We start from the raw sequence: 13,185 nt of genomic DNA, 5'->3' as shown, positions 1-13,185 counted from the left end.
GGAGGAGGTGGGTGCGTGGTCGCTCCGCGCAGCCTGCCCGGGCCCCTCGGGGTCGCCCGCGTGGGGCCCGCGGTCCCGCCGCTCCCGGCGGTCGACCACGGGCGCCTCGAGTCGCTCGCCGTCCGTTGGGCCCAGCTGTCCCACGACGGCGACCCGCGCGCGGCCGCGCACTTCGCCACCCTGCTGCGCAGGCTCGCTTCCACCGTGCACGCGGAGCCGTTCTGGCCGCTGGCCGCCCGGAGCGTCGGGGCGGAGCTCGTCACCACCGGGATGTGCCGCGACCGCGCCGGCCCCGACGACGGCGTCGAGGACGTGATCGTGCCCTGCCTGCGGCTCCTGCGGCGGGACGCGCCCGCCGCGCTGGGCCTGGACGGCCGCGACGGCGAGCGGCGCCTGGCGGCGGTGCTGGACGAGCTGGTGGCCGGTGCGGTCGGCGCCTACCGCGACGGGATGCGGCCGGTGGCGGCGCCCGCGGGAGGCCGGGCACCGGGGGTGACCGAACGGCACATCCGCGCGGTCTACGAGCAGGCGGCGGTGGGCATCGCGATCCTGGCCCTCGACGGCAGGGTCCTCGACCTCAACCCGGCCCTGACCGGCATGTTCGGTCTGGACGGCCCGCTGGACCAGCCCCGTCCGGTGTCGGACTTCGTGCACCCCGACGACATGGTGGACGTCGTCGAGCGGCTGCAGCGGCTGGTCCGCGGCGAGCCCGAGGTCGTGCGCATGGAGCTGCGGCTCGTGCGGGTCGACTCCCGGGTGATGTGGGTGCACGTCACCGCCTCGCGGGTGCTCGGCGAGGACGGCGGCCCGTCGCACCTGATGGTCGTGGTGGAGGACGTGTCCGAGCGGCACCGGCTCTGGTCGCGGCTGCACGAGGCCTCCTTCTCCGACCAGCTCACGCGGCTCCCGAACGAGGCGGTGGCCGACCAGTGGCTGGAGCGCGCGTTCGCCGGTGACGGCCCCGCCCACGTCGGGATCTGCGCTCTCGACCTCGACGGGTTCCACCCGATCGGCGACGAGCTGGGCCAGCAGGTCGGCGACCGGCTGCTGCTCGGCGTCGCGGGCAGGTTGCAGATGGCGGCGGGGGACCACGTGGTGTGCCGCACGGGCGCGGACGAGTTCGCGGTGCTCGTCGCCGATCCCGCGGGCGCGCCGGAGGTCGCCCGGCTGGCCGACCGCCTGCAGGCGGCCCTGGCCACGCCGTTCCACATCGACACGCACACGCTGGTGGTGTCGGCGAGCATCGGGGTGGCCGAGGCGTCCACCGAGCACGCCAGCGCGGCCGAGCTGCTGCGCGCCGCCGACGTCGCCCGCGCCTGGGCGAAGGCGCTGGGTGGCGGGCGGCGTGTCGTGTTCGACCCGGAGCGCGACGCGGCGGAGGCCGACCGGTTCGCGCTGCTCTCCGGGTTGCGCGGCGGCATCGAGCGCAACGAGTTCCGGCTGGCCTACCAGCCCCTGGTGCGGCTGGCGGACGGCCGCGTGCGCGGCGCCGAGGCGCTCGTGCGCTGGCAGCACCCCGAGCAGGGGCTCGTCGGACCGAACCGCTTCATCGAGCTCGCCGAGCACAGCGGCGCGATCGTGCCGCTCGGCCGGTGGGTGCTGGAGGCGGCGTGCACCCAGGCCGCGGCGTGGTGGCGCGAGCTGGGTGACGACGCGCCGTTCGTCAGCGTGAACGTCTCCCCGGTGCAGCTCGCGGAACCGGCGTGGGTCGACGAGGTGACGGGGGTGCTGGCCGCCACCGGCCTGCCGCCGCACCTGCTCCAGCTGGAGATCACCGAGCAGGCGGTGCTCGGCGACGAGGTGGTGGTCCTCGACGCGCTGGGGGCGCTGCGCGCGGCGGGGGTCCGGATCGCGCTGGACGACTTCGGCACCGGCTACTCGAGCCTCGCCTGGCTGCGCAGGCTCCCCGTGCACGGGTTGAAGATCGACGGCTCCTTCATCGACGGGTTGCGCTGCCCGTCCGCCGACCCGACCGACACCTCGATCGTCCGGGCGCTGGTGGAGCTCGCGCACGCCCTCGGCCTCGAGGTCACCGCCGAGTGGGTGGAGACGGCCGTCCAGGCGCAGCGCCTCGCCGAGCTCGGCTGTGACGTCGGTCAGGGGCGGTGGTTCGGTGACGCCGGTCCCGGAGAGTGGGTCCCCGGCCTGTCGCGGCGTAGCATCGGGCACTGAGCCGTCGTCCGTGCCGTCTGCGCGAGGAGCGTGTTGTGGGCCCGAGTTCCGCCCGGAACCAGCAGCCGACCGAACGCAACCCGGAACCTGAGCTCGACCCCGAGGCCCACGACCCGGCGCCGCGCGAGGAGTGCGGGGTGTTCGGGGTCTGGGCGCCTGGTGAGGACGTCGCCAACCTCACCTACTACGGGCTCTACGCCCTGCAGCACCGCGGCCAGGAGGCCGCGGGCATCGCCGTCTCCGACGGTCGTCGCATGGTCGTGTTCAAGGACCTCGGGCTGGTCAGCCAGGTCTTCGACGAGCAGGTGCTCTCCTCGCTGAAGGGCCACCTCGCCGTCGGGCACTGCCGCTACTCCACCACCGGGTCCACCACCTGGGAGAACGCTCAGCCCACGTTCCGCACCACGGCCACCGGCAGCGGGATCGCGCTGGGCCACAACGGCAACCTGGTCAACACCGCGGAGCTGCGCGACGAGGTCGCCGCCCGCCGCACCGACGCGCGCGGGGAGCGCAGGGCGATCCCGGCCAGCACCGACTCCGACCTCATCACGGAGCTGCTGTCCGCCACCGCGGCCGACACCGGCGTGGAGGAGGCGGCGCTTCGGCTGCTGCCGCGCGTGCGGGGCGCGTTCTCGCTCGTGTTCGCCGACGAGCAGACGCTCTACGCGGCGCGGGACCCGCACGGCGTCCGGCCGCTGGTACTGGGCCGCCTCGAGCGCGGCTGGGTGGTGGCGAGCGAGACCGCCGCGCTGGACATCGTGGGCGCCTCGATGGTGCGCGAGGTGGAGCCCGGCGAGCTGCTCGCGATCGACGCCGACGGCCTGCGCAGCTCGCGGTTCGCCGCTCCGGAGCCGAAGGGCTGCGTGTTCGAGTACGTGTACCTGGCCCGGCCGGACACCACCATCTCCGGGCGCTCCGTGCACGCCGCCCGCGTCGAGATCGGGCGCAGGCTCGCGGACGAGTACCCCGTCGAGGCCGACCTGGTGATCCCGGTGCCCGAGTCGGGCACCCCGGCGGCCATCGGGTACGCGCAGGGCTCCGGCATCCCCTACGGCCAGGGCCTGGTGAAGAACCAGTACGTCGGCCGCACCTTCATCCAGCCCAGCCAGACCATCCGGCAGCTCGGCATCCGGCTCAAGCTCAACCCGCTGCGCGAGGTCATCCGCGGCAAGCGGCTCGTCGTGGTGGACGACTCCATCGTGCGCGGCAACACGCAGCGCGCGCTCGTGCGCATGCTGCGCGAGGCCGGCGCGCTCGAGGTCCACGTGCGGATCGCCTCGCCGCCGGTGCGCTGGCCGTGCTTCTACGGCATCGACTTCGCCACCCGCGCCGAGCTGGTGGCGAGCGGCCTCGACACGGAGGGCGTCCGCCGCTCCATCGGCGCCGACTCGCTGGGCTACGTCTCGGTCGACGGGATGATCGCCGCCAGCGAGCAGCCCCGCAGCAGGCTGTGCGCGGCGTGCTTCACCGGCGAGTACCCGATCCCGCTGCCCGAGGAGGCGCGGCTCGGCAAGCACCTGCTCGAGGAGCTGGCCGTACCGCGCGACGTCTCCGGCGCCGCGTCCGGCGACCCGGGCCCCCTCGCCGTCGGCTACGGTGCCGCCGACGCGCTCGGCCGGCCCTGACCCGGTCACAGCCCCCACCAGATCCGCGGCGGTGCACCCGCCGAACCCGACCGCAGGAGCGCGACGAGAATGCCGCCGACCCGCACGTCACAACCCGACGGGGCAGGTGCGAGCTACGCATCCGCCGGCGTGGACATCGACGCCGGGGAACGCGCGGTGGACGCCCTGCGACCGCACGCGGAGAAGGCGGGCCGGCCCGAGGTGATGGGTGGCATCGGCGGCTTCGCCGGGCTGTTCGCGCTCAAGATGAACCGCTACAGCGAGCCGGTGCTCGCCTCGTCCACCGACGGCGTCGGCACCAAGGTCGCGATCGCGCAGGCCCTCGACAAGCACGACACCATCGGGCTCGACCTGGTGGCGATGGTCGTGGACGACCTGGTCGTCTGCGGCGCCGAGCCGCTGTTCCTGCAGGACTACATCGCCGTCGGCAAGGTGGTGCCCGAGCAGATCGCCACGATCGTCAAGGGCATCGCCGACGGCTGCCAGCAGGCCGGCTGCGCGCTGCTCGGCGGCGAGACGGCCGAGCACCCCGGGCTGATGGAGGCGGGCGCGTACGACGTGTCGGGCACCGGCGTCGGCATCGTCGAGGCCGACGCGATGCTGCGCCCGGACCGGGTCCGCCCCGGCGACGTGCTCCTGGCGCTCGGCTCGTCCGGCCTGCACTCCAACGGCTACTCGCTCGCCCGGCACGTCCTGCTGGACATCGCGCGGATGCCGCTGGAGGGGCACGTCGAGGAGTTCGGGCACACCCTCGGCGAGGAGCTGCTCGCTCCCACCCGGATCTACGCCCGCGACTGCCTCGCGCTCACGGCCGAGACGGGCGTGCGGATGTTCGCCCACATCACCGGCGGCGGCCTGGCCCGCAACCTGGAGCGCGTGCTGCCCGACGGCGTCGACGCGGTGGTCGAGCGCGGCACCTGGACCCCGGCCCCGGTGTTCAAGATGATCGCCACCCGCGGCCGCGTCGAGCGCGCGGAGATGGAGCAGACGTTCAACATGGGCGTCGGCATGGTCGCCGTGCTGCCCGCCGACGACGTCGACCGCGCCCTCGCGGTGCTCACCGCCCGGCACGTGCCGGCGTGGGTGCTGGGCGAGGTGCGCCGCAGCAAGGGCAAGTCCGCCCGCAAGGTGCACATGAAGGGCGACCACCCCCGCTTCTGACGCCCTGCTCAGGCCAGCGGCTCGATGCGCATGCCCGGGCCGGGGTCGTGCACCCGGTGCGGCCCGGTCGGCGCGTCCTCGTGCCGGGCGTGGGTGTAGAAGCGCACCTCGTGCCCGTCCGGGTCGGACAGCATCGGCAGGATCCACCCCTCGCTGGCCCGGTGCACCCCGCCGTGCCGCAGGCCGAGGCCGTCGAGCCGGGCGGCGATCGCCTGGATACCGGGATGGTCCGGCACGCCGAACGAGAAGTAGTCGAAGCCGGCGGCGGCCTCGGCCCGGGCCGGGTCGAGGCGCAGCGCGAGCGGCGGCCCGCCGTCGGGGTGCTCCATGCCCAGCCCGGCGAGCCGGCCCTGCTCCACGAACTCGACGACGACGCGGTAGCCGAGCACCTCCCGGTACCAGTCCGCGGACCGTTGCAGGTCGCGCACCGGGAGCTTCAGGTGGTGGATGCCGGCGAGGGTCGGAACCGTCATGGCCGCAAGCTCGCCGGCCGGGGTTCCGGCGTGACGGCCGGGCCTGCCTGTATCGGTTCCGCGCCGGTGCAGGTCAGGCGCAGGCCCGGTCGATCGCGTCCACCAGCTGGTGCACGCCCGGCGCCTCCACCGGGAAGTGCCCTGCGCCCTCGAGCAGCACGAGCTCCTTCGGCGCGGCGATGCGGTCGAAGAAGCGCAGGCTCATCGCGGTCGGCGTCCAGCGGTCGCAGGCCGGGTGCGCCAGCACGACCCGCGGCGCCGTCGCGTCCTCCGGCTCCACCGCCGGTGCCGAGTCGAGGAAGCTGCGCAGGAAGCCGAGTGGCACCCGGCCGCCGCCGCCGCGCTCGTCGCGCACGACGAGGTCGACCAGCTCGGGGTCGTTGCCGATCGCGCGCATGTTCGTGAGCCACCGCACCGGGACCGCCACGTCGGCCAGCGGGCCCGCGAGCACCCGTAGCGCCGGCCGCGCGGCCCCGCTGAGCCGCGGGAACCGGGTCAGGTGGCGCCGCATGAGCGGGTCCCGGGGGTCGGGCAGGCAGGTCACGAGCAGGGCGTCGGCGGCACCGGTGCGCGTCCCGGCGTCGTAGGCCACCATCCCGCCCAGACTCGCGCCCACCAGCAGGAGCGGGCCGTCGTGCGCCTCCCGCTCGGCGCGCAGCAGGTCGCAGGCGAGCGCGACCCAGTCGGGGTAGCGCACGGCGCCGGGGCCGGGCACGCGCGTGCGCCCGTAGCCGGGCAGGTCCGGCACGACGACGTGGATGCCGCGCCGCGCGGCGAGCGCCGCGAACGGCCACATCGCCGCGGCGTGCCCGCCGGCGCCGTGCAGCAGCACCGCCCGCCGCCGGGCGGACGGGTCGCCGATCCGCTCCACGTGCACGTCGGTGTCGCCGTGTCGCCACCAGGTCGACGCGCGCCGCGGGAGCGGGACCGAGCGCAGGTCGGCGGGCAGTCGTCGCAGGTAGGCTTCGTGCACGGCGCCAGCGTGGTGCCGCAGCCCGCCCGCGACAACTCGCATTGGGACGATCATCGACACGCCCCGCAAGAGGCCCCGCCAACAGCGCTCACGCGACACGGTGGACGTGATCGTGGAGGCCGCTGCTCAGGTTTTCGAGCGCGAAGGGCTCACCGTTACCACCAACCGCATCGCCGAACGTGCAGGCGTCTCGATCGGCACGCTGTACCAGTACTTCCCGCACAAGCAGGCACTGCTCTACGAGCTCGCCGATCGGCACGTGGCCGCCGCGCGGCTCCGGCTCGATTCCGAGCTCACCCGGCTCCGCGCGCATCCGCCGGAGTGGGAGGACGCGATCCGCGCGCTGGTGGACGCCCTCGTCGAGCTGCACGCCACCCGGCCCCGGCTGCACGCCCTGATGCGCGAGTACGCCCCACGGGTGCCGGACGGGGTCGCGCGCCTGCACGCCCTGCAGGACCGGCTGACCGACGAGATCGCCGCGCTGCTGCGCCGGTACGGCCGGGGCGGCCCAGCCCCGGAGCGCACCGCCGCCCTGCTGGTGCAGGCGGCCGACGCGCAGCTGCACCGGGTGGTGCTCGCCGGCCGCGGCGACGCCGAGGACCTGGTGCGGGCCCTGCTCGCGCTGGCAGGCCCGGGATCCCGATACCCCGGATCACGGGGTTCGCCGGCCACCGATCAGTTCTGCCGTCCTCGCCGGTCCACATCCCGTCGGCTCCACCACGGAGCGAACCACTCGGAGGAGATGAACATGAGCGAGACCACCACCCCCGGCTACTCCTACACCCTCACCCGCGAGCTCGACGCCCCGGTCGAGAACGTGTGGGCGGCCTGGACGCAGCCCGACCACTACGCGCAGTGGTCCGGCGCGGTGCGGTCCACGATCGAGCTCGACGTCCGGCCGGGCGGTGCGTGGCGGGCCACGATGGCCGCCCCGGACGGCTCGGAGTTCCCGCTGACCGGCTCCTACGGCGAGGTCGTCGAGAACCGGCGCCTGGAGGTCCACATGGACCTCCCCGGCGGGGCGTCGACCGCCATGGCCGTGGACCTCACCGACCTCGGTGGCGGGAAGACCCGGATCGCGGTGTCCCAGACCTGCGCCACCGAGCAGGAGCGGGACGGGTCCGAGCAGGGCAGCGGCATGCTGCTCGACGGGCTGGCCGCCTACGTGCCGAGCATCTGACGCGCGGGGGGAGCGTCGCGCAGCATCGGGGGGTGCAGCGCCGTCGCCGGGCCTCGGCGGAACAGCTGGCCGGGGCGTCCCCGGCCGCCGCTGACCTTCGTCCCGGTCGGCTCCAGGAAGCCTGGAGTGTTGGTCACCTTGCGGGAGAAGTTGCGCGGGTCGGGTGAGGCGTCCCAGACGGCCTCGTAGACCCGGCGCAGCTGGGAGATCGTGAACTCCGGTGGGCAGAACGCGGCGGCCAGCGTCGTGTACTCGAGCTTCGCCCGGGCCCGCTCGACGCCGTCGGCGAGGATCTGCAGGTGGTCGAACGCCAGCGCGTCGACCTTCACCACCGGCCACCATGCGCCCTCGCCGGGCGGTTCGGGCAGGTCCGGGACCAGCGCGAGGTGGCCGACGGTGAGCACGCGCCCGCGGGGGTCCCGGTCCGGGGCCGCGTAACCGGCGAGCTGCTCGAGGTGGTGGCCCTGGATCGCCAGGCCGGTCTCGGCGAGCTCGCGGCCCGCGGCGTCGAGCAGGTCCTCGCGACCCTGCACGAACCCGCCGGGCAGCGCGAGCTCCCCGGCGAACGGCTTGGCCGAACGCTCCCGCAGCAGCACGCACAGGACGCCGTCCCGCACGGTGAGCACCACCAGGTCCACCGCTACCGCGAACAGGTTGCCGCGCATCGTCCTCCCCGACTTCTCGTCGGGATGACGCTACCTGAAGTGGATCACTCGCCGCTCGGCGGGACGTACCCCGTCCAGGCGACACGGCGTCGACGCGATGGTCCCGGGCGATCCGGAGGAACTCCGCAGGCGTACACGCGGGTGAGCACGGTGTGCGCGGGGTGGGTTGCCGTGGGCGCGCCGTACCCGGCTCGAAGGCGAGCTGCGCCACCCATGGCCTGGGCGTCCCCCCAGTTGGACCGGTCCCCTGCCCGACCCTCGTGCCCGGGGTGGCCGGGTGGCGCAACTACCGGGTGACGTGGGCGCGTGGGCAGCCGTCCCCGACTTCGCGGCACGCCCGTCCACGACGAGAACGTCCCTGTCGCGGTGCCACGCGACTGGCTGTGGTGCCGTTCCACCATCCGGCAACGGGCATGATCAGCGAAACCGGGACATGACCTGCAGCGGTGCAGCGCATGTCCCGTCCCCGCTGATCAAGGGTGGCGTCGGTCCTCGGACCAGCCGGATGATCACAGGTCAGGGGTTGGGACGGGACCACCGCAAGGTGCGCGGCACCCGACAAGGACGGTCTCGTCGCGAACGGGCGTGCCCGGAAGTCGGGAACGGCCGCCCACCTGACCACGTCACCCGGTAGTTACCCCAACTCGACCACCCGCCGACGGAAGCGATCGGGGAACCGGGGGGATCGCGCCGGAGACCCGGGCCCGGGTGAGAGGCAGCGGTCTCGAGCCGGGAACGGCGCGCCCACCGGAGGTTTTCATGGTCACATCGACACCAGCGCTGCCGCCCGCCCGAAAACAGCGCTGAGGTCGACCCCGGGGAGCCGGGGCGCGAGAAGTACGTGAGCGCGGCCGCGACGACCCTGACGTGCGACTCGGACCGATCATGGGGCGCCCCGGCACGACCTGCCCATGTCGTGCCGGCCGGCGAAAGTGCCGTTCAGGGGCGCAGTTCCTCCACGCGGACCGGGCGGTGCTCGCGCAACGAGAGCGCGGCGGCCTCGGCGATGTAGGCGACCTCCAGCGCGTCGGCCGCGGTGCACGGCGACGGTCGCGTGCCCGCGACCAGGTCGGCGAACGCGGCCAGCTCCGCGCGGAACGCCGTGGCGAGGCGGTCCATGAAGAAGCCGTGCGGCGGGCCTGCCGGGAACGTGACGCCGGGTTCGAGCGAGCGCAGCGGAAGCCCGTCGTCGAGGCCGGCCGCGGCGCTGTCGGCGGTGCCGTGCAGCTCCAGGCGCACGTCGTAGCCGCGCGGGTTGCCGCGGCTGTTCGAGACGACGCCGAGCGTGCCGTCGTCCAGGGTCAGGATCGCGGCCGCGGTGTGCACGTCGCCGATGTCGGCGTACAGCGGGTCGCCGCGGTCGGAGCCGGTGGCGTACACCTCCACGACCTCCCGCCCGGTCACCCAGCGCACGGCGTCGAAGTCGTGCACGGCGCAGTCCCGGAAGATGCCGCCGGACCCGGCGAGGTACGCCGCGGGCGGCGGTGCCGGGTCGAGCGTGGTGGAGCGGACGGTGTGCAGCCCGCCGAGCTCCCCGCCCTCGACGGCCGCGCGGGCGGCCAGGAACGCCGGGTCGAACCGGCGCGGGTAGCCGACCTGCACGGGCACGCCGGACTCCTGCACCCGCCGAACCACCGCGGCGGCGTCGCCGACGGCGCGGGCCAGCGGCTTCTCGCAGAACACCGGCAGCCCGGCGTCGACCCCCGCGAGCACGAGCTCGAGATGCGTGTCGGTGGCGGCCGCGACGAGCACGCCGTCGACGCCGGCGGAGAGCAGCTCGGCCACCGAGTCGACCGGCTCCGCCCCGACGCGCTCGGCCACCTCCTTCGTGGTCGCCGGCACGGCGTCGGTGACGACGAGCGAGTCGACCGCAGGCAGGTCGGCCAGCGTCTGCGCGTGGAACGCGCCGATCCGGCCGAGCCCGATCAGTCCGAGGCGCATCAGTCCAACCCTCCGAACACGTTCTGATCCCAGTCGATCACCGAGCCGGTGACGACGCCGCTGCGCTCCGACAGCAGGAACACCACGAAGTCGGCGATCTCGTCGACCTGACCGAGCCTGCCCATCGGCAGCCGCTGCGCCGCCTGCTCCCGCCACCCGTCGTCGGCGTCGTGGAAACGCCGTTGGGTGGCGTCCTCGCCCTCGGTGTCGGTCCAGCCGATGTCGAGGCCGTTGATCCGGATCCGGTCGAAGCGGTGGGCGTGCGCGGCGTTGCGGGTGAGCCCGGCGAGGCCGGCCTTGGCGGCGACGTAGGGCGCGAGGTACGGCTGCCCGCCCAGCTCGGAGGAGGAGATGACGTTGACGACCGTGCCGGGCGCGCCGCGGCCCAGCATGTCGCGAACGGCGGCCTGCATCAGGAAGAACGGCGCGCGCAGGTTGACCGCGACGTGCGCGTCGAACAGCTCGGGCGTCGTGTCGAGCAGGGTGCCCCGCGACGTCAGCCCGGCCGCGTTGACCAGGCAGTCCACCCGGCCGAACCGCGTGACGACGGTGGCGACCGCGCCCTGGGCCTGCGTGACGTCCGCGACGTCGGCGCGCACGAACTGCGCCTCGGCCCCGGCCGCGTGCAGCTCGGCCACGAGTCGCTCGCCCGGTTCCGGGCGCCGCCCGGTGACGGCGATTGCCGCGCCCTCGCGCGCGGCGGCCCGCGCCACGCCTGCACCCACGCCCTGGGTCCCGCCGCTGACCAGCAGGACCTTCTCCTCGAGGAGGCGCATCAGGCGGTCCGGCGACGGTCGGAGTGGGCGGTCAATGCGGCCTCGAACTCGGCGGGTTCGAGGCCATGCGCCAGCGCGTGCCGGACGAGGTCGGCCTGGCTCGGCGGGGCGAGCCCGTCGACGGGCGGGTCGCGGTCGAGGTTCGTGGGGAACGGGTAGCCCTCGGCGGCCGCGGCGACGGCGTGCTCGGGCGCGGGGTGCGCGCGCAGGGCCGGGTAGACGGCGCGGCAGATCCGGTCCCGGTCGACGCTCTCCATCGCCCGTCCGAACGCCGACGAGACCTGCAGCAGGTTGGCCGTGCGCCGCACGTCCGCGGACCGGTTGTGCCCGGCGCCGTGGATGACCGCGGGGTTGAAGAACGCCGCGTCGCCCGTGCGCAGGGGGAGCTGGACGTGGTGGCGCGCGAAGTGCTCGGCGAACTCCGGGCGGGTGGTGGCGAGGTAGCCGGGGCCGTACTTCTGCGAGTGCGGCAGGTACATCGTGGGTCCGCTCTCCACGGGCATGTCGGTGTGCGCCACCGCGCCCTGCAGCGTGAGCACGGGGGAGAGGCGGTGCACGTGCGCCGGGTAGGCCTCGATCTGCGCCGGTGCCAGGAACCCGAGGTGGTAGTCGCGGTGCCCCACCTGCGCCGCCCCGCCCGGGTTGACGACGTTGACCTGCGAGGTGACCTGGTACCCGGGGCCCAGCCAGGCGTCCGACACGAGCGCGAGCACGGGGTTGGCGTAGTAGTCGACGAACACCTCGGGTGCGCGGACCGCGAGCTTCTCCAGCGTGTTCCAGACGCGGTCGTTCGCGCCGGGCTTCGCGAAGTGGTCGCCCGCCGTCGTGCCGCTCGCGCGCTGCTCGGCGATCATCTCCTCGAACGCGGCGGTGGCGCGGTCCACGACCGTCGTGTCGGGGTACGCGCCGCGCACCACCACGATCCCGGGCCCGTCGGCGAACGCGCGGACCAGCTCGACCCGGGCGGCCTCGGCGGGGGCGGCGAGCAGGCGGTCGGCGTCGTAGACCAGCACCTCGTCCACCACGTCGGCGGCCAGCGGGTGCCGGCGGGGGTCGGTGCGCTCGGCGAGCACCGCGAGCAGGTCCTCGAGCCGGCAGGAGGCCTGCGACCAGGGGGTGTCGGGGGCGTGCGTCGTTGCCATGGCGGCTCCCGTTGCAGCGGTTTAAAGCGCTTTAGCCATCGGGTACGATCCTCCGGGTCGCGGAGGGTGTCAAGGGGGTGCTGTGAACCGCAGGCCACGCCTCGAGGACGTCGCCGCCGAGGCGGGCGTCTCGACCGCCTCCGTCTCCCTCGTCCTGCGCGACGTCCCGGGCCCGAGCGCGCAGACCCGGGAGCGGGTGCTCGCGGCGGCCGCCCGCCTCGGCTACCGCGCCGACCGCACGGCCAGCATGCTCGCGCGCCGCCGCACCCGGCTGCTCGGCGTCCCGGTCATGCTGCGCGACGCGTTCCGGGCGGAGCTGGCCGAGGAGGTGCAGCTCGCCGCGGACGCGCGCGGCTACGCGGTGGCGCTCGGCGCCGTCACCGCGGCGTCCGGCGAGGAGCGCGTCGTCGACACGCTGGTCGACATGCGCTGCGAGGCGGTCCTGCTGCTGGCGCCCGAGCACCCGGTCGCGGCCCTGTCGGCGCTCGGCTCCCGGGTCCCCGCCGTCGTGGTGGGGCGGCACGTGCGCCCCGTCGGGTTCGACGTCGTGCGCGTGGACGACGAGGCCGGCGTCGCCGAGGTGGTCGAGCACCTCGTCGGGCTCGGGCACCGGCGGATCGTGCACGTCGACGGCGGGTCGGCGGCCATGGCCACCGACCGCAGGGCCGGCTTCGACGCCGCGCTGCGCCGCCACGGCCTCGGTGCGGGTGGCGTGCTGCCCGGCGGGTACGTGGAGGCGGCAGGCGCGGCCGCCGCTCGCGAGCTGCTGGCCGGTCCGGAGCTGCCGACCGCGGTCTTCGCGGCCAACGACCGCTGCGCCATCGGCCTGCTTGACGTGTTCCTGCGGGCGGGCGTGCGGGTGCCGCAGGACGTGTCGGTGGTCGGTTACGACGACGGCGAGCTCGCCCGCCTCGCCCACGTCGACCTGACGACGGTGAGCCAGGAGGCGCCCGAGCAGGCGGGCCGTGCGGTCGCGGCCGCGGTGGAGCGCCTGGACGGCGGCCGCACCGAGCCCGTCGAGGTGGTGCTCACCCCGCGCCTGGTCGTGCGCGGGACGACGGCCCCGCCGCGCTGACC

At 74.9% G+C, this 13,185-nt stretch carries 11 protein-coding genes; 5 read left to right on the top strand and 6 right to left on the bottom strand.

What is annotated here, in order from left to right; all coding sequences use genetic code 11:
• The first annotated feature begins 15 nt into the window (after window positions 1-15).
• The 3 genes from FB558_RS32690 (at window position 16) to purM (ending at window position 4,958) form a co-directional block, all read left to right on the top strand.
• Window positions 16-2,172 (top strand): putative bifunctional diguanylate cyclase/phosphodiesterase, encoded by a 2,157-nt coding sequence (locus FB558_RS32690; protein ID WP_142060193.1) that lies wholly within the window; start codon window positions 16-18, stop codon window positions 2,170-2,172.
• Window positions 2,173-2,207: 35 nt separating this feature from the next.
• Entirely contained in the window at window positions 2,208-3,797 is a 1,590-nt protein-coding gene (purF, locus tag FB558_RS32685) for an amidophosphoribosyltransferase (protein ID WP_142060191.1), read from the top strand.
• Between the two features lie 69 nt (window positions 3,798-3,866).
• On the top strand, window positions 3,867-4,958 hold the full coding sequence (gene purM, locus FB558_RS32680) for a phosphoribosylformylglycinamidine cyclo-ligase (protein WP_142060189.1): 1,092 nt from the start codon (window positions 3,867-3,869) through the stop codon (window positions 4,956-4,958).
• 8 nt (window positions 4,959-4,966) lie between these two features.
• Here purM and FB558_RS32675 read toward each other — a convergent pair whose 3' ends face one another.
• Together FB558_RS32675 and FB558_RS32670 are read right to left on the bottom strand one after the other, a co-directional pair.
• Window positions 4,967-5,431 carry a VOC family protein gene (locus FB558_RS32675; RefSeq protein WP_142060187.1) on the bottom strand — a complete coding sequence of 155 codons (465 nt, stop codon included), beginning with the start codon at window positions 5,429-5,431 and terminating at the stop codon, window positions 4,967-4,969.
• Between the two features lie 73 nt (window positions 5,432-5,504).
• Entirely contained in the window at window positions 5,505-6,404 is a 900-nt protein-coding gene (locus tag FB558_RS32670; RefSeq protein ID WP_246106920.1) for an alpha/beta hydrolase, read from the bottom strand.
• 112 nt (window positions 6,405-6,516) lie between these two features.
• On the opposite strand from FB558_RS32670, the gene FB558_RS44920 reads away from it, so the two are divergent.
• On the top strand, window positions 6,517-7,584 hold the full coding sequence (locus FB558_RS44920; RefSeq protein ID WP_246106919.1) for an SRPBCC domain-containing protein: 1,068 nt from the start codon (window positions 6,517-6,519) through the stop codon (window positions 7,582-7,584).
• On the opposite strand, the gene FB558_RS32655 is transcribed toward FB558_RS44920, so the two are convergent.
• The 4 genes from FB558_RS32655 to FB558_RS32640 all read right to left on the bottom strand — a co-directional run bounded on the left by FB558_RS32655 (window position 7,566) and on the right by FB558_RS32640 (window position 12,108).
• Window positions 7,566-8,249, bottom strand: coding sequence for an NUDIX hydrolase (locus FB558_RS32655; RefSeq protein WP_142060183.1), 684 nt, complete (start codon window positions 8,247-8,249; stop codon window positions 7,566-7,568). The two genes, FB558_RS44920 and FB558_RS32655, sit on opposite strands and share 19 nt — an antisense overlap.
• A 939-nt stretch (window positions 8,250-9,188) precedes the next feature.
• On the bottom strand, window positions 9,189-10,190 hold the full coding sequence (locus FB558_RS32650; protein WP_142060181.1) for a Gfo/Idh/MocA family protein: 1,002 nt from the start codon (window positions 10,188-10,190) through the stop codon (window positions 9,189-9,191).
• Window positions 10,190-10,966 carry an SDR family oxidoreductase gene (locus tag FB558_RS32645; protein ID WP_142060179.1) on the bottom strand — a complete coding sequence of 259 codons (777 nt, stop codon included), beginning with the start codon at window positions 10,964-10,966 and terminating at the stop codon, window positions 10,190-10,192. The genes FB558_RS32650 and FB558_RS32645 overlap by 1 nt, the downstream gene beginning before the upstream one ends.
• Window positions 10,966-12,108, bottom strand: a complete 1,143-nt coding sequence (locus FB558_RS32640) for a phytanoyl-CoA dioxygenase family protein (RefSeq protein WP_142060177.1) — start codon at window positions 12,106-12,108, stop codon at window positions 10,966-10,968. The genes FB558_RS32645 and FB558_RS32640 overlap by 1 nt, the downstream gene beginning before the upstream one ends.
• 82 nt (window positions 12,109-12,190) lie before the next feature.
• Here FB558_RS32640 and FB558_RS32635 point away from each other — a divergent pair, with 82 nt between their 5' ends.
• Entirely contained in the window at window positions 12,191-13,183 is a 993-nt protein-coding gene (locus FB558_RS32635; RefSeq protein WP_142060175.1) for a LacI family DNA-binding transcriptional regulator, read from the top strand.
• Window positions 13,184-13,185: the final 2 nt, after the last annotated feature.

Origin of the sequence: Pseudonocardia kunmingensis, assembly GCF_006716445.1 — a bacterium.
GTDB lineage: Bacteria > Actinomycetota > Actinomycetes > Mycobacteriales > Pseudonocardiaceae > Pseudonocardia > Pseudonocardia kunmingensis.
This window is presented reverse-complemented; position numbering and strand designations above follow the sequence as displayed.